At 57.8% G+C, this 14952-nt stretch carries 16 protein-coding genes and 1 pseudogene; 11 read left to right on the forward strand and 6 right to left on the reverse strand.

The window, feature by feature from the left end; all coding sequences use genetic code 11:
* Window positions 1–95: 95 nt before the first annotated feature.
* The 3 genes from BN1125_RS08400 to BN1125_RS08410 all read right to left on the reverse strand — a co-directional run bounded on the left by BN1125_RS08400 (window position 96) and on the right by BN1125_RS08410 (window position 2748).
* Window positions 96–1202 carry a 1-acyl-sn-glycerol-3-phosphate acyltransferase gene (locus tag BN1125_RS08400; protein ID WP_042011755.1) on the reverse strand — a complete coding sequence of 369 codons (1107 nt, stop codon included), beginning with the start codon at window positions 1200–1202 and terminating at the stop codon, window positions 96–98.
* Between the two features lie 130 nt (window positions 1203–1332).
* Window positions 1333–2031, reverse strand: coding sequence for an aspartate/glutamate racemase family protein (locus BN1125_RS08405; RefSeq protein ID WP_042011756.1), 699 nt, complete (start codon window positions 2029–2031; stop codon window positions 1333–1335).
* A 126-nt stretch (window positions 2032–2157) separates the two neighbouring features.
* A complete protein-coding gene (locus BN1125_RS08410) occupies window positions 2158–2748 on the reverse strand; it encodes a LysE family translocator (RefSeq protein WP_042011757.1) in 591 nt (196 codons plus the stop codon).
* Between the two features lie 120 nt (window positions 2749–2868).
* Here BN1125_RS08410 and BN1125_RS08415 point away from each other — a divergent pair.
* From BN1125_RS08415 to BN1125_RS08425, 3 genes and pseudogenes are all read left to right on the forward strand, one after another.
* Window positions 2869–3537: pseudogene (locus BN1125_RS08415) on the forward strand (PLP-dependent aminotransferase family protein); the annotation flags it as partial.
* 42 nt (window positions 3538–3579) lie between these two features.
* Window positions 3580–4047, forward strand: a complete 468-nt coding sequence (locus tag BN1125_RS08420) for a hypothetical protein (RefSeq protein WP_042011758.1) — start codon at window positions 3580–3582, stop codon at window positions 4045–4047.
* 125 nt (window positions 4048–4172) lie between these two features.
* Window positions 4173–5837: a response regulator gene (locus BN1125_RS08425; RefSeq protein WP_042011760.1), complete on the forward strand. Its 1665-nt coding sequence runs from the start codon at window positions 4173–4175 to the stop codon at window positions 5835–5837.
* A 114-nt stretch (window positions 5838–5951) separates the two neighbouring features.
* Here BN1125_RS08425 and BN1125_RS08430 read toward each other — a convergent pair whose 3' ends face one another.
* Complete coding sequence (locus tag BN1125_RS08430; RefSeq protein ID WP_042011761.1) at window positions 5952–6365, reverse strand: CBS domain-containing protein; 414 nt, start codon at window positions 6363–6365, stop codon at window positions 5952–5954.
* A gap of 154 nt (window positions 6366–6519) precedes the next feature.
* On the opposite strand from BN1125_RS08430, the gene BN1125_RS08435 reads away from it, so the two are divergent.
* The 5 genes from BN1125_RS08435 (at window position 6520) to BN1125_RS08455 (ending at window position 11159) form a co-directional block, all read left to right on the forward strand.
* Window positions 6520–8430, forward strand: a complete 1911-nt coding sequence (locus BN1125_RS08435; protein WP_042011762.1) for an ABC transporter ATP-binding protein — start codon at window positions 6520–6522, stop codon at window positions 8428–8430.
* Window positions 8423–8884 (forward strand): DUF2390 domain-containing protein, encoded by a 462-nt coding sequence (locus tag BN1125_RS08440; protein WP_042011764.1) that lies wholly within the window; start codon window positions 8423–8425, stop codon window positions 8882–8884. Before BN1125_RS08435 ends, BN1125_RS08440 begins: the two co-directional genes overlap by 8 nt.
* The gene (locus BN1125_RS08445; protein ID WP_042011765.1) at window positions 8878–9732 is read left to right on the forward strand and encodes a 23S rRNA (adenine(2030)-N(6))-methyltransferase RlmJ; all 855 of its coding nucleotides are present in this window, start codon (window positions 8878–8880) and stop codon (window positions 9730–9732) included. Before BN1125_RS08440 ends, BN1125_RS08445 begins: the two co-directional genes overlap by 7 nt.
* Before the next feature lie 273 nt (window positions 9733–10005).
* Window positions 10006–10371 carry a DUF2061 domain-containing protein gene (locus BN1125_RS08450; RefSeq protein ID WP_042011766.1) on the forward strand — a complete coding sequence of 122 codons (366 nt, stop codon included), beginning with the start codon at window positions 10006–10008 and terminating at the stop codon, window positions 10369–10371.
* Window positions 10372–10559: 188 nt separating this feature from the next.
* Window positions 10560–11159 carry an MliC family protein gene (locus tag BN1125_RS08455; RefSeq protein ID WP_042011767.1) on the forward strand — a complete coding sequence of 200 codons (600 nt, stop codon included), beginning with the start codon at window positions 10560–10562 and terminating at the stop codon, window positions 11157–11159.
* A gap of 39 nt (window positions 11160–11198) precedes the next feature.
* Here BN1125_RS08455 and BN1125_RS08460 read toward each other — a convergent pair whose 3' ends face one another.
* Window positions 11199–12374: a retropepsin-like aspartic protease gene (locus tag BN1125_RS08460; RefSeq protein WP_042011768.1), complete on the reverse strand. Its 1176-nt coding sequence runs from the start codon at window positions 12372–12374 to the stop codon at window positions 11199–11201.
* 768 nt (window positions 12375–13142) lie between these two features.
* Between BN1125_RS08460 and BN1125_RS18110 the strand changes: the two genes are divergently transcribed.
* Window positions 13143–13628, forward strand: a complete 486-nt coding sequence (locus tag BN1125_RS18110; protein ID WP_052446103.1) for a hypothetical protein — start codon at window positions 13143–13145, stop codon at window positions 13626–13628.
* Between the two features lie 166 nt (window positions 13629–13794).
* On the opposite strand, the gene BN1125_RS19025 is transcribed toward BN1125_RS18110, so the two are convergent.
* Window positions 13795–14025 carry a hypothetical protein gene (locus BN1125_RS19025; RefSeq protein WP_156993216.1) on the reverse strand — a complete coding sequence of 77 codons (231 nt, stop codon included), beginning with the start codon at window positions 14023–14025 and terminating at the stop codon, window positions 13795–13797.
* A gap of 104 nt (window positions 14026–14129) precedes the next feature.
* On the opposite strand from BN1125_RS19025, the gene BN1125_RS08470 reads away from it, so the two are divergent.
* Both BN1125_RS08470 and BN1125_RS18540 read left to right on the forward strand, forming a co-directional pair.
* Window positions 14130–14345, forward strand: coding sequence for a hypothetical protein (locus BN1125_RS08470; RefSeq protein WP_042011769.1), 216 nt, complete (start codon window positions 14130–14132; stop codon window positions 14343–14345).
* Between the two features lie 105 nt (window positions 14346–14450).
* Complete coding sequence (locus BN1125_RS18540; protein WP_084202284.1) at window positions 14451–14858, forward strand: GNAT family N-acetyltransferase; 408 nt, start codon at window positions 14451–14453, stop codon at window positions 14856–14858.
* Window positions 14859–14952 lie beyond the last annotated feature (94 nt).

Here is a 14952-nt window from a genome sequence, read left to right on the forward strand (position 1 = left end):
ATTCACCACCCTTTCCCCCTCGACTTTGACCAGACGCAAAAACGGGCGCATCAGCGCCCGTTTTTTTCGCAAAACCGTTTAACCGCCGATTTCATTCAAGCCTTTTTGGCGTTTTCCACCGGTTTGGCATACATGGCGCGCCAGATCGCCTTATGCTCTTCCGGCACCTCTGACTGACGGGTCAGGAAGGCAGCCTGTTCGATGGTATTAGCCTTGCCAGAGACATCTGCCGCCAGATAGTTACTCGGGAAGAGGTGGTAGCTGCGCCAGATCGCCTTGTCGATCAGCGCGGCCAGTTCGTCCGGATCACTAAATCCCTCGGTAATCGGAGCACCGAAGGAGACGTGTACCCGCCCCTTCATGCCGACGATACCGGCGACGATACTCTCGATATCCTCAAACTCGCCCTTCTCGTAGCTGCCGTTGACCGACTTCTCGTAGAGCTCGCGCGCCTTCGCCTTGTCGGTCGGATCCAGCTCGTAGCTGATGCTGACCGGCACGATATTGAGGCTGCGTATGTAGTCGACGAACTCGATTTTCTGCTTCTTGCCGTCGACGTAGAACATCTTGAGGATGGCGGGATCGGTCTTGTCATCGCCATTCTTGGCGCGCCCTTCCTTCTGGGCGATCCAGATGGAGTGCCCTTCGTGGACCGAGTTGCCAATATAGGCCGACAGCTCGCCGAGTGCCTTCATCATCTCCCGCGGCCCCTTGGCGGAGCGTTTGACGATAAAGCTCTTGTTGAGCTTCATCAGCTCGGTAGCGCAGGGCTTGCGCAGCAGGTTGTCACCGATGGCGATGCGCACGGTATCGAAACCGTGGGTGTGCAGCCCCCAGTTGACGAAAGCCGGGTCCATGGCGATGTCCCTGTGGTTGGAGACAAACAGATAGCCCTGCTCTTTCTTCAGATGCTCGATCCCGGAGAAGGTCACCCCCTTGGTGGAGGTGGCGATCATGCGGGACATGTACCGGGTGACCCCCATCTGGACCTGATGCACTGTGGTCACTTTTGACCATTTGCGGCGCAGGAACAGGCGGATCATCGGGCGGATGGCCCAACCCAGCCAGCTCATCAGGGAACCGAAACGATACTTGGCGATGGCGCCGATAAATTCATCATCCTGGATCAGCCGTTCGATGGCTGCCGGCACTTCTTCATCGCGGTAGGGGCGAATATCCGCGAATCTATCTACTTCAGTCACAATGTCAGCCTTGCATGCTAGGAAACCGCAGCCAACCCGCGTTAGCTGGGGAAAATTCAGGGCGCAATTTTACACGCTTTTATGGCAAGGGGTATGAGACAAGCATGAATAGTGAGATCTGACCAGTTTATTAATCGGATGCCAGTGCCAGCGCGACCGCCGCCTCGGCATGGATGGCGGTGGTGTCGTAGAGCGGCACGGCCGCCCTGGCATCGCCCACCAGCAGGGCAATCTCGGTACAACCGAGGATCACCGCCTCGGCGCCCGCGGCCGCCAACCCCTCGATAATGGCCAGATACTCGGCGCGCGACGCGTCGCGGATCTCCCCCAGACAGAGCTCGTCATAGATGATCCTGTGCACCCGCTCCCGCCCTGCCTCATCGGGTACCCGCACCGCCAACCCGAAGCGCTCCTGCAAGCGACCCTTGTAGAAATCCTGCTCCATGGTGAAGCGGGTGCCGAGCAGGCCGACCCGGGTTATCCCGTCCGCCCGCAATTGGGCTGCTGTGGCATCGGCGATATGGAGCAACGGGATATCGATGGCCGCCTCAATCTCGGCCGCTACCTTGTGCATGGTGTTGGTACCGATCAGCAAAAAATCGGCGCCGCCATCCTGCAACTTGCGCGCCTCCGCCGCCAACAGACGGGCGGTAGCGGGCCAGTCACCGGCATGCTGCAGCCGCTCGATACCGGCAAAGTCGACGCTATTGAGCAGCACCCGCGCCGAGTGCAAACCACCGAGCTGCGCCCGCACCCCGCGGTTGAGCGCCTGATAGTAACTGACGGTAGACTCCCAGCTCATGCCACCCAGCAGACCGATACATTTCATAGGAACTCCTTTCATCCCAAGGGAGGACAGTGCCACGCCACCTGCAGGCAAGGTCACGTGAGCGAGATAAAAAAGGCCCCGCAGGGCCAACAAGACAGCCGGTAAAGGCCCGGGATCTGCCCCGGGCTAAATCCAGATCATCCCGACACAGGCGGCCGTCGCCAGCCCCATACCGAGATTGAAACGTCGCCAGCCCCGGGGGGTACGAATGATTTGCCGTACCTGGGCTCCAAAAAGGACCCAAAAAGCCCCGGTGTAGAGGCCGGTAATAAAAAAGGTCAGCAACACCCAAAGCGCGGAGGGCCAGTAAGCCTCCCCCGCCAGGGTAAAACCACTGATAGCGGAGAGTGCCATCATCCACGCCTTGGGATTGAGCAGTTGCAGCATGGCCCCCTGATGGGCGGGGATGAGCGGCCGGTTGCCCTCAGCCGGGCCGCTGGCGCTCGCCACCTTCCACGCCAGCCAGAGCAGGTAAGCCGAGCCGATCAGCTTGAGGCCATCGTGCAGCAGCGGCACCTTGTCAAACACCACACCAAGCCCCAGCGCCGTGGCGAGGATCATCAGATTGATCCCCCCCACCACTCCCACCAGCAGGGGCAGAGTGCGGCGAAACCCCTGCGCCGCTCCGGCGCTGGTGAGCAACATATTGTTGGGCCCCGGCGTGCCGCAGGTCACCAGGGCAAACCCCGCCAGGGGCAGTAACCAGTTCAGATCCATCTCAACCTCTTGTCGATACAACGCCCCCGTTATGGGGAAAGCCTTCTAATATGCAGAGCCAACCCCGTGGCGACAAGGCCGAGATGACGCTTTCTTGCACTCTTTCTGCTCCCTGCCTTGCTGCTGGCGGCCAGAGTGGGGCACGGCACCTGGGTCAAGGAGGCCAGTGCCGGTTCTGCCAATGAGTGGGTGATCCGCAAAGAGGAGGGGCACCGCATCAAGCTGTGGCAAAACCTGCCGGTACAGCTGGATCGGGCCGCCATCATCCGCCCCCTGCTGGGTGAGGTGGCGAACGGGGATCTCAACGCCCTGCTCGGCTACGACCAGGAGGCGGGACGGCCGGATCAACGCCAGCACTTCGCCGACTGGCTGGCGGAGCAAGGGGTGACCTGCAGTGAGGATCGCCTGCTGTTCAGCCACGGCGCCCAGCACGGCATCATACTGGCGCTGCTGGCGACCGGTTGTGTGGGGGAGACGATCCTGTGCGAGGGGCTGAGCTACCCCGGCATGTTGGGCAACGCTCGCCAGCTGAACAATCAGGTGGTAGGGCTGGCGATGGACGAAGAGGGCTTGCTGCCCGAGCCCTGGCGCAGCCAGCAGTTTGCCGCCGCCGATGCCCTTGACGTCGGGGTGGCGAGCGGGGAACACTTTGCCGCCGGCCAGTTTGCCGCCCCACAAGGGGTTCGCCTGAGCCTGAGTCAACCCGCCACCGATGCCCGGGTGGGCGAAGGGCTGGCCCGTCTGGCCCAGCTGCTGCAGGGGACGCCCCCCAGCAACCCCCTGCTATAGTCAGGGCCAACAGAACCATTTCTCACTCGCCAAGGAGATGCCATGCCCCCCATCAGAGCCGCCCTGCTGTTTGCCACCCTGCTGCTGGGCGGCTGCGCCTCATCCTCCACTCAACAGCAGCTGGGGGCGGCACTCGATGGACTGGAAGGAGAGTTGCAACGGCTGGAAGAGGAGTTGGCGGCGATGAACGGTCTGCACTATCAGAAGGCGATCGATGCGCCGCTCAGCTTGCGCCGCTATCTGCAGGCGCCATCCCCTACTCCCGAGGGGCTGGTGCCGATGATCAGCAAGCTGGAGGATGGGCCACGCCTTCACTATCAATACCGGCTACCTGCCGGCATGAGCACGCTCCCCCTCGACCATCTCTGCCAGCGCTACGAGTTCGAACTGCGTCACCTGGGCCGTCTTGGCAAGCTCGAAGTAAGCTGGCAAGGAGAACAGGGGAGTGGTTCACAGCTGATCCGTCAAACAGAATGTGCCTACATCACAGAGGCACATAGATCCCGGTAACCGCCTATGGAGCCCTCCCTCTCCACATGCTGACAACTGTCACTTTTCCTCCCCCGGCAGAGTTGTCACCATGTTCCTTTTGGGTCTACACTGTTCTGCTCGTGGCGTATTAAAAGGATGCGAGTATGACGATACTGCTGCTCGAAGAGGATCACCTGCTCCGTAGCGCCATCACCCGGGAACTGACCGAACAGGGTGTGCCCGCCGACCGGATCCACTACCACAGCCATCCAAACCAAGAGCGCAGTGGCCTGCTGGCCCTGCTGCAACAGCACGCCTTCGACGCCATCATCTGTCAGCAGGACAAACAGCAGGGCCTTGAAGGTGCCCGGCTGCTGCATGAAGCGCACTATCTTGGCCTGCTGCAACCCGGTTGCGTATTGCTGCTGCTCGATGCGGACCAGAGCGAGCAGGAGTTTCTCCCCTCGGATCTCTACCTCTCCCTCTATCTGCCTCTCCCCTTCATGACCCAACAGCTCACCACGGTGCTCGGCCAGCTGATGAAGTTAAGCCGCCTGACCCGCACGCTGGCCGCCCCCATCTTGCTGCGGGAGTGGCAACTGGCTACCGCCCTGTGCGAAGACCTGCTGTTTCAACGGGAGAATCGCTCGCTGACCCCCTGGCTGGATCGGCTCAAGGGCTACCTGCTGCTGCAATCGGCCGAGCGGGTCACCGCCGCCCAGCACTATGCCCTCTGTGCCAACGAGTATCAGGCGAGCTGGCCAAGGGCCGGGCTCTTCTACGCCATGCTGGGGCTCGGCAAATTGCAAAGCGCCCAGACCGACTTGCAGCGCCATCAGGCCAGCGTCTCGATGGCCACCCGGCTGGAGCTGCAACTCGCCAGCCAGCTGCATCAGCATCACTGGCTGGCGGCGTGGGAGACCATGGGAGAGCTGCTGCAGATCCGCCCCCATCAGCCGCGCTGGCATCAGCTGGCGATGTTGCTCGGGCTGGTCCTGCAAGATGAAGAGAAGGTGCTGGAGCAGGCCAACAGCCTGACCCTGCGCCACTTCAGCGAGCAGCGTGTCCGCCTCGCCATCGACAGCTTCATGCTCAATGCCAGTCTGGCGGTGTTGTGGCACGCCCCCTCCAGCAACCGGATCCACTCCCTGCAACAGGAGTGGGAGCACCTCAAACGCACCGTCCACCTGCAACCCCACGAATATGAGCTGCTGCAGGCGTTGATGCTGGGGTTGGATTACCGCTTCGACGAGTCGCTGATCCTGATTGCCCACCACCAGCCGGATGAGGGGAGCGACAACCACCTCACCCTGCTGCTCGGCTTTGCGGTCAGCCAGTTTTGCGGTTTGCCCCATCACGCCCAGCGCTACCTGACCCAGCTGACCCAATACCGCGTCAAGGTGGCGCCCCACCCGCTCACCCGCCAGCTGTTCCACCATCTGGTGGCCGAGCTGGGCCAACGCCTGAAGGCGAGAGAGCAGCGGCTGAGCGAACTGCGCCAGCTGCGCCACAAGTCGATGCAGGCCAGCCAGTATCAGACTGCCTTGCAAGCAGGCTTGCAGCTGTTGGAGGAGTTCCCCGCCCTGCCCAGCGACGCCTGGCAACTGCTGGAGCTGTTGCAACACTGCTGGCCAGCGGGCATGGCCGCCCCCAGGGTGGCGCTGCTGGTCGATACCCTGGAGCGGCGCCTCAATCACAGCCCCGCGTTTCTCGATCAACATGCCCGGCAGTACCAGCGCACCCTACAGGAGATCCGCACCCACCTGCAGCCGCACCTCTCCGGCAGCAGTCCCTCCGGCCTTATCGAGGGGCGACCCGAGTCGTCGTGAGCCAAACAGCACACAGACCGGCGGCGTCAGTTGAGCTCAAATAGAGAGAGGGGAGCCTTGGCTCCCCTCTCTCTATATTGGTTTTCTGTCAGCTGATGGCGATGAGCGTCGGGCTCAAGCCAGCGCGTCACTATCCAGCGCCGCCTTGAGAAAATCTTTCCAGCTGATGATGCCGACCAGGGCGCCATTTTCCAGCACCGGCAGGCAAGATACCCCCTTCTCCAGCATCAGCTTGACGCCGTCGCGCACAGTGAGATGGGGGGCGATGGTAACGGGGTGACGACTCATGATCTGATGGGCCCGCTTGGTGAGGGTTTCGGTGTCACGGCTCATCTCGGCTTCGGAGTCGAGATAGGGGCTGATGGCGCGGAACAGATCCCGATCCGAGATGACCCCTACCAGCTCATCCTCTTCCAGCACCAGCAGGTGGCGGAAGTGAGCCCGCTCGAAGATATCCTTGATGACACTGAGTCGATCATCCATTGAAACGGTGGCGATCCGGGTCGTCATAATATCCCTGATATGCATGCTAACCTCCGGTATCCGAACTGGTTTCTCTGTTATGGCATGTTTTTGCAGCGCCAGCCAGTGGCCAGCCCTTCGCTACAGTGCAAATCTGTGTCATTTCACGTAAGATCCGCGCCAGTTTTTCTCCTCCATTTTGAGCAAGCAGATCCCACCCATGATAGTTGCCAGTCAAATCGAACTGATCCGCGGCGGCCGCAAGCTGCTGGACAACGCCTCCGCCACCATTCACCCCGGTCACAAAGTGGGTCTAGTGGGCAAAAATGGCTGTGGCAAGTCCACCTTTTTTGCACTGGTACGGGGGGAGCTGGCCATCGACAGCGGCACCTTCAGCCTGCCCGCTGGCTGGCAGATCGCAGGTGTCGCGCAGGAGACCCCGGCGCTCGACTGCTCCGCGCTCGAGTATGTGATCGACGGCGACAAGGAGTTCCGCTCGCTGGAAGCTCAGCTGGTACAGGCCGAGCAGGATGACAATGGCCTGTTGGTGGCCGAGCTGCACGGTCGCCTCGATACCATCGGCGCTTACAGCATTCGCGCCCGCGCGGCCGAATTGCTGCACGGCCTCGGTTTCAGCGACGATCAGCTCGCCTCGCCGGTGCGCAGCTTCTCCGGTGGCTGGCGCATGCGTCTCAATCTCGCCCAGGCGCTGCTCTGCCGCTCCGATCTGCTGCTGCTGGATGAACCGACCAACCACCTGGATCTCGATGCCGTCATCTGGCTGGAGAAGTGGCTCAAGGGCTATCAGGGCACGCTGGTGCTTATTTCTCACGACCGAGATTTCCTCGATTCGGTCATCAGCCGCATCATCCATATCGAGAACGGCAAGCTCAACGAATACACCGGCGGCTACTCCGACTTCGAACTGCAGCGCGCCGAGCAGCTGGCCCAGCAGCAGTCGATGTACGAGAAGCAGCAGCGGGAGATGTCCCACATGCAGGCGTATGTGGATCGCTTCCGCTACAAGGCCTCCAAGGCCCGTCAGGCCCAGAGCCGCCTGAAAGCCATGGAGCGGATGGAGAAGATCCTGCCCGCCCACGCCGACTCCGAATTCAGCTTCGAGTTTCGCGAGCCGTCGGCCCTGCCGACCCCGCTGATCGCCATGGAGAACCTCTCTGCCGGTTACGGTGACAAGGTGATCCTGGAGAAGATCAAACTCAATCTGGTACCGGGTTCCCGTATCGGTCTGCTCGGCCGCAACGGCGCCGGTAAATCCACCTTTATCAAGATGTTGTCAGGCTCCAACCCGCCGCTGTCGGGCAAGCTGGAGGTGAGCGCCGGGGTGAGCATCGGCTACTTCGCCCAGCATCAGCTGGAGACCCTGCGTCTCGACGATACCCCGCTCGATCATCTGGCCCGCCTCGCGCCGGACAAGACCGAGCAGGAGCTGCGCAACTATCTGGGCAGCTTCGGTTTTCACGGTGACAAGGCGCTCGACAAGGTAGCTCCCTTCTCCGGCGGTGAAAAAGCGCGGCTGGTGCTGGCGCTGATCACCTGGCAAAAGCCCAACCTCTTGCTGCTCGATGAACCGACCAACCACCTGGATCTGGAGATGCGCCACGCCCTCACCATGGCGCTGCAAGGCTTCGAAGGGGCCATGGTAGTGGTCTCCCACGACCGGCACCTGCTGCGTACCACCACAGATGACTTCTATCTGGTCCACGGTGGCCGGGTCGAGCCGTTCGACGGCGATCTGGACGACTACCACAAGTGGCTCAGCGAGCAGGAGAAAGAGGCCAACGCCAAACCGGCGGATGGCCCTGTCTCTGCCAACTCGGCGGTGGCACGCAAGGATCAGAAACGGCTCGAGGCCCAGTTTCGCCAGCAGACCCGTCCCCTGCGCCAGAAGCTCGAAAAACTCGAAGCGAGCATGGAGAAGCTGCAAGGCAAGCTCGGCGACATCGAGAGCCAGCTGGCCGACCCCGCCATCTACGAAGAGAGCGCTAAAACCAAGCTCTCTGAGCTGCTCAAATCCCAGGGCCCCCTCAAGGAGCAGCTGGAGAACGTCGAGCTGGAGTGGATGAGCCTCTGTGAAGAGCTGGAAACCATGGAGCAAGCCTTCTTTGCGTGACGAACAGCTGATGGCCAGCGAGCGGGTCGCGGTCCACGAATTGCCGACGCCGATCGGCTTCTGGCACTGGAGCGGCAAGGTCTACGGTGAGCGCAGTCAGGATTGGCTCACCGTGCAGGCGCAGGGGGGCAACGTCAATCTGGCACTGCTGCTGCACCGACTCGATCAACTCGGCATCGTGGTCGATCTCACCGACCTGCAACCGGCGCTGGTGCAGACCGAAGCGGTGCTGACCCCGTGGCGCGCCCTGCGCCAGAGCGCCAAGGCGCGGCAGGGCGAGCAGCAGTATCAGTCGATGCTGGCCCACGAACTGGAGCTGGAGCGGCTGCAACAGGGCGTCCTGTTGCAGACCCTGCGCAGCCTCTCCCTGTTTCGCGGCAACAGCCGCAATTTGTTGAACTATCTATCGTTACTGGGTGCCCAGCAGGGCCCCCTCAGAGATCTAATATGCTGAGCTACCGCCACGCCTTTCACGCCGGCAACCATGCCGACGTGCTGAAACACGCCGTTCAGGCCCTGATCATCGAGTCCCTCAAGAAGAAGGAGAAACCCTTCATCGTGCTGGACACCCATGCCGGTGGCGGTCTCTACGATCTGCGCGGCGACTGGTCCCAGAAGAAGGCCGAGTATGCCGACGGCATCGGCCGCCTGTGGGACGAGCGGGCCCAGTGGTCTGCCATGGCCCCCTATCTGGGCGTCATCGAGGAGATGAACCAGAACGGTGAGCTGCACTACTACCCCGGCTCGCCGGAGCTCTCCCGTCGCCTCGCCCGCCAGCAGGACAAGCTGGCGCTGATGGAGCTGCACAACAACGAAGTGGACGATCTGCGCGCCAACATGGGTTATGACCCCCGCGTGGCCGTGCACCACCGTGACGGCTTCGAGGGGCTGATCGCCCTGCTGCCGCCCACCCCGCGCCGCGGGCTGGTGCTGATCGACCCGCCCTATGAGCTCAAAGAAGATTACTTCGCCGTGGTCGACACCCTTAAAAAGGCGCAGAAGCGCTGGGCGACCGGCATCTACGCCCTCTGGTATCCCATCCTCGGGCAGGAGGCGGACAAATCCCGCGACATGCTGCGCGCCATCAAGCGCGAGAACTTCGGCAACGTGCTGGTGGCAGAGCTGGAAGTGGCCGGTCAGACTGCCGACTGGGGTATGAACGGCTCAGGCATGCTGATCATCAGCCCGCCCTGGATGCTGGACGAGCAGATAGAAGCCTTCCTCAAACCCCTCTGTGCCAAGCTGGCGCAGGGCGCTGGCGCCCAGTACAAGGTAGAGTGGCTCAACAAGGCGGAGGATTAATCCTCCGCCCCACAGTGACCACAAAGTTGAAACGCAAAAGCCCCATCACGGGGCTTTTTCTCTTGGTGCCGCTGCATGCCAGCCGGGTAGCCAGTTCGGGCTGGCAGATCCCGTTTCAGCGCAAACAACAATAGGGCCAGCAGGCCAAAGGGCGGCAACAGGTAGCTGCATCTTCTTTGATAGGTTCTCTCTATCCCCACAATAGATGATAATGATTTTCATTTAGAGCAAATCTGGTAGATACTCTCATCATCAACAGAGGGAGCCGCCATCATGGAAAAGACCATCAGCTTTGCCATCCTGCACTTCGGTGTCGCCTTTACCGTGGCCTACCTGCTGACCGGTGAGCTGCTGACCGCCAGCCTGATCGCCCTGATCGAGCCCGCCGTCAACACGGTCGCCTTCTACTTTCATGACCTTGGCTGGCACAAGCTCAAACCAAACCACAGCCTGCAGGCCAAGACCAGCAGCTTCGCGCTGGTGCACTTCAGCGTCGCCTTCGGGGTTGCCTTCCTGCTGAGCGGCGAGCTGCTCACCGGTGGTGTGATGGCGATGATCGAACCGGCCATCAATACCGTGGTGTTTTTCTTCCACGAGCGGTTGTGGCGTGCCCGCAGTCAGCAACTGGCGCTGGCCTGATCAACCGGGCAACCCGCCTCCCCCCTTTATCGCGGCCACAAAAAACCCGACATTCCGGCCAGGAGTGTCGGGTTTTTCCGTTTGGCAGCCATTCAGCAGTGCAAGTGCGCTCGGCTCCCCTGCTGCATTGCCCAGTAGAGTGTGCTGTAGTAGACAGATATTGCCCTCCTCATTGCTGGAATCTATCGATGAACAAGACCTTGCTTGCCGCCCTGCTGTTTGCCCCTCTGCTGGCCAGCGCCGCAACCCCCTCCTTTGACTGCACCAAAGCGTCCGGGTCGGTCGAAAACCTGATCTGCCAGGATGCCGGACTTGCCGCCCTTGATAACGAACTGGCGGCACTCTACCCCAAGGCGATTGCCCAGCTCTCTGCAGAGCAGCTCAAGACCGAGCGAGCCATGCAGCGCGGCTGGATCAAGGGGCGTAACGACTGCTGGAAGAGCGAAGACGTGCGCCAGTGTGTCGATGATAACTACACATTACGGATCGCCGAGCTGCAGGTCACCGGTGGCCAACTGATGGTACCGGATCCGGTCTTTTACCGCTGTGGCGACCAGCTGACACTGGAAAGCTATTTCTATCGGGATGCCAAGATCCCGGTGGCGGTGCTGAACATCAGCGAAGGCAACAAACCGCCACAACAGCTCCTCACCTATCTCAAACCAAGCGGCAGCGGCGCCCGCTATGAGGGGCAGAATATCAGCCTGTTTACCAAGGGGGATGAAGCCATGCTGGAGCGTTACGGCCAGCCAACCCTCACCTGCATGGAAAATCCAACCAAGAGCTGAGGCTGACTGGGGCGGCTCGTCTTGCCGCCCCCACCTTGACTAGATGGCGATATCCAGCGGTTTTCCTTCCCGCACAATCCGCAACTTGAGCGACCCCGGCTTGCCGGTGCTGAGCAGTTCACGCACCTTGTCGATCTCGAGGGGACGATAAGCCACCCCGTTGATCTGCTCCAGCATGTCGCCATTGGCCAGACCATAGGGGGCCAGATCCCGTTCGTCGCTGTAGTAGACCTGCAGATGCTCGCCATCAAAACGCACCCCGATATTGCGCAGGACTGGCGGCACTTTTCGCGCCAGGCTGTCGGCGTCGTAGCAGAGCATCATCCGCCCGGGCATGATCGCAAAGCGATTGAAGCGGTTAACAAAATCCAGCCCCAGACCATACTGCTCATTGCTGTTTTCCGACACGCGCAGCTCACCGAGCTGGCGCTCATCAAAGTGCAGGCCGGTGAGGATATGTTCACGCCCCTCCACCATGCCGCTGGCATCCACCCCTTTGCGTGGCATCGCATCTTCACCAGAGATCGCCTTCTGGCTCGCCATAAAGTCGATAAAGGCATGGTCGGCATAGCTCTGATCGGCCCCGGTATCCAAAGACATGCGCACGCTGCTCTCGCCGTGGGTCAGATAGACTGCCGGGGAGCTGTTGTAGCTGTCTTCATAGCCGATGCAACGCTCGAAGGTAGCTGCCGACGGTGCCGTCAGCGAAGCCGTGAGCTGATGCTGGTCGCGATCAAACACCCAGTTGAAACGGCGGATGGTGTCGATCCCGAGGATGCCATCGATACGGCTGCCGAGAGACTGGGAGAAAAGATCGAAATCAACGGTTGCCCACAGATCGCTGTCATCAATGGTGACCGACCCCAGCGAGAAGGGCTGCGGCTCAACAAAGCCAAGCTGCTCGCTGCCCAGTTGGCTCGACACGCTGCTCACAGTGGCAAAATCAGCCTGATAGGCCCTGGGCAATTCGCTTAAGGTCAGCGCCTTGAAGCGGCTGGCCAGACGACGATCGATAAAGGTGATACTGGCCCCGGTATCGAGCAAAAACTGGTACTGCTCACCGGCGATGGTGACGGAGATCAGGGGGGCGCTTTCGTAATGCACGGTCAGCACCGGGCCGGGTGCATTGCGCTTGGTGGATGAATCCGGGGCTGTGCAGCCTTGGACGACGAACAGGGCCAACATGGCCAGCGCCACTTTGAACTGCGACTTCATAACTCTCCTTCCCGATAGCAGATGCCCCCGCGACGCCACCGCATAACGCTATCTTGTTGATCTGTAGATAAATAAGCTATTTCAGCGGGGAATTCGGACAATAGCAAAGAGTTTTATGCTGGTTCAAGCCGGATATGACCATGAATGTTCTATGGAGATAGTTCAAGAATGGTTGTCCACGCTATCTCGGCGCGTCATCAATCGTAGGTGACATTTGATTAATTTATTGATCTTGCACAGAAAATCTCAATATTGAGCTTTCTCTCCACAGCGCTATGGATAATATTGCCATTTGGCAACACTTGCCTCGTCGGAGTCTCCCATGAGCCATGCCAATCACATCACGTTGGTGAAACGCAGCAGACTGGAAGCTGAAATTCAGGGGCGGTAGCCATGGCGGATGGAATGGATAAGCGAACCTTGCCCACAATGACCCACCCAACATGGCAACGGCCTTATGCTTATTTCTGACCCGCTCACGCAGGCGTGCTTTGGCGGCGCTTTCCAAGACTGGACTGAGCTCTATTTTTTCATACAGTAGTAACGGTGGCGCAAAAAGAGGAAGTCAAGCGAATACGCCCAGCATGAGAAGCAAACAGGTAACATTATGATTTAATGATAATTTTCACTTGGTGGTGATGAAAATGTTACGGAGTTATATGGAATTCTCTGCTAACGGATTAGTACCGCCTTCCATCTAATCACTGTTAGCCTTTAATTAGATGAGTTCATATTCATAAAAAATGTAGTTAACTAAGGAGATTAAAAATGAAAAGACTACTAACTATCCTGCCTTTGTGTATTGTGCTTCAAGCCCAAGCTGAAGACACGATACCCACTAAACAGGCAAAAGAAAAAGGTATAAAAACATGCCTACACGCTGTTGAAAAGATGTCGAACTTCATTGCAGATGGTAATCACGGAGCAAGTAGTGTCTGGAATAGTAAAGTGCCTGACGAGTCTGCTTTTAGTACAGTAATTGAAAGAACTTACTCGGATGGTTCTATTTTTACAAGTCTCACTGTTGCAAGAACCAAGTCAGATCATTGCTACTCCGAGTATGAAAAAATAATATATTTTGAAGATAATTGTATGGCGACAGCTCAAAAAAACTATAAAGAAGCTGAGTACAAGGGGGAAGTGAACAAAAATGTAACGTCTCTGAGTCAAAATGGGGTTGATATATTTCTTATGCCCGCAGGTAATGGGTGTGTAGTAATGAGAAAAGAAATACTAATGGATGTGCCTAAATAACTAGGCTAACAAAGCAATCTTGCGGAACTCCGTGGGCTGTCACGTTTTGTGCGGAGCACAAAAAGCGCCATCCCACTCCGTCCGTAAATTGCGGCGTTACAAAGCTTTGCCAAAAAATTAGCCCTGTTAAACCGCGCGAGTTTTTTGGGTGGTTTTGTTTTTGGTTTTACTGGGCTTTATTAATAAAGTTTTGTTGTGGTGTGCCTTTAAGTGGGTTTTGCCAGCAAGGTTTTGGTGGCATCATTTTGCGTAGGCTGTGGGTGTGTACTTTTTCCATCCGTGCCAATTGGTTAAAATATTTGGCGCTGTGGGTTTTGCTGTTTGTTTTTGTGCATTTATTTGGGTGTGCGGCAAGCGGTAAATTTGCAGCATTTATTAATGTTGCAAGCCTTTGCACTTAATGCGGTGCTTTGGGCTTGTAACAAACGCAATCAGGCCGACATTTATTCCGGCGCTTATTTTGTGGCAAAAAAGCCTGCCACAAAACAACCACCTCCATAAATGCGTCTGTTGCGGGCGTTAAATGGCTTTGAGAGAGCGGTGAAAATTCGTAAGAAGACGATAATTTTGTTTGCCATCGCAATTCTGGCCTATTTAGTTGCACCAATATATGGCGCTGCAATCTTCTTTGTTGCGGTAGTATTTGAGTTACTTGCGTGGATTTCATTCTTTCAGAATTCAAAAAATAAAAAAGATGACATTGGGAAAAAAGGATAATGAAATTAAGTCACAGTCCATTTAACAAGCGCAGCCACACCGGCCTATCGGCCTCGACTCGCTACGCTCGCGTGTGCTGCGGGCGTTATGTGACAGGAGGTCAAAATGGAAATATTAGTACAATTTGAAAGAAATATTGAGCAATCAGAAGTTGTTAATCTTTATAAATCAAATGGTTGGTCTTCAGCTGAGGTTCCTGAAAAGTTACTACCAGCTCTGATTAACTCAGATAGTCTAGTGACAGCTCGAATTGATAATAAGCTTGTCGGTATAGGTAATGCAATTTCTGATGGACATCTAGTTGTTTACTATCCGCATATGCTTGTTCATCCTGATTTTCAAGGTCAGGGTGTAGGACGAAAAATGATGGAATTGATGCAAACAAAATATTATTCATTTCATCAACAAATGCTCACAGCAGACGGTGAGGCAGTTGAATTTTATAAGTCTCTCGGCTTTGAGCGAGCGGGTAAAACTGAACCTATGTGGGTCTATTCAGGAGATGATCACTAATCGAGAGTTGTCACATAACAAGCAATTCAAGTGGATTCTCAACGCGTGGCAGTTTTACTATGCGTCGGGTAAAGTGTTTCCTGATTACCCATGA

Origin of the sequence: Aeromonas fluvialis, from assembly GCF_000819885.1 — a bacterium.
Taxonomy (GTDB): Bacteria; Pseudomonadota; Gammaproteobacteria; order Enterobacterales; family Aeromonadaceae; genus Aeromonas; species Aeromonas fluvialis.

What these genes read in the sequence shown, in the direction of transcription:
- BN1125_RS08405 (WP_042011756.1), bottom strand. Translation starts at nt 2,031, where the DNA reads ATGAAATGTATCGGTCTGCTGGGTGGCATGAGCTGGGAGTCTACCGTC.
- BN1125_RS08410 (WP_042011757.1), bottom strand. Translation starts at nt 2,748, where the DNA reads ATGGATCTGAACTGGTTACTGCCCCTGGCGGGGTTTGCCCTGGTGACC.
- BN1125_RS08420 (WP_042011758.1), top strand. Translation starts at nt 3,580, where the DNA reads ATGCCCCCCATCAGAGCCGCCCTGCTGTTTGCCACCCTGCTGCTGGGC.
- BN1125_RS08425 (WP_042011760.1), top strand. Translation starts at nt 4,173, where the DNA reads ATGACGATACTGCTGCTCGAAGAGGATCACCTGCTCCGTAGCGCCATC.
- BN1125_RS08430 (WP_042011761.1), bottom strand. Translation starts at nt 6,365, where the DNA reads ATGCATATCAGGGATATTATGACGACCCGGATCGCCACCGTTTCAATG.
- BN1125_RS08435 (WP_042011762.1), top strand. Translation starts at nt 6,520, where the DNA reads ATGATAGTTGCCAGTCAAATCGAACTGATCCGCGGCGGCCGCAAGCTG.
- BN1125_RS08445 (WP_042011765.1), top strand. Translation starts at nt 8,878, where the DNA reads ATGCTGAGCTACCGCCACGCCTTTCACGCCGGCAACCATGCCGACGTG.
- BN1125_RS08450 (WP_042011766.1), top strand. Translation starts at nt 10,006, where the DNA reads ATGGAAAAGACCATCAGCTTTGCCATCCTGCACTTCGGTGTCGCCTTT.
- BN1125_RS08455 (WP_042011767.1), top strand. Translation starts at nt 10,560, where the DNA reads ATGAACAAGACCTTGCTTGCCGCCCTGCTGTTTGCCCCTCTGCTGGCC.
- BN1125_RS08460 (WP_042011768.1), bottom strand. Translation starts at nt 12,374, where the DNA reads ATGAAGTCGCAGTTCAAAGTGGCGCTGGCCATGTTGGCCCTGTTCGTC.
- BN1125_RS18110 (WP_052446103.1), top strand. Translation starts at nt 13,143, where the DNA reads ATGAAAAGACTACTAACTATCCTGCCTTTGTGTATTGTGCTTCAAGCC.
- BN1125_RS08470 (WP_042011769.1), top strand. Translation starts at nt 14,130, where the DNA reads ATGCGTCTGTTGCGGGCGTTAAATGGCTTTGAGAGAGCGGTGAAAATT.
- BN1125_RS18540 (WP_084202284.1), top strand. Translation starts at nt 14,451, where the DNA reads ATGGAAATATTAGTACAATTTGAAAGAAATATTGAGCAATCAGAAGTT.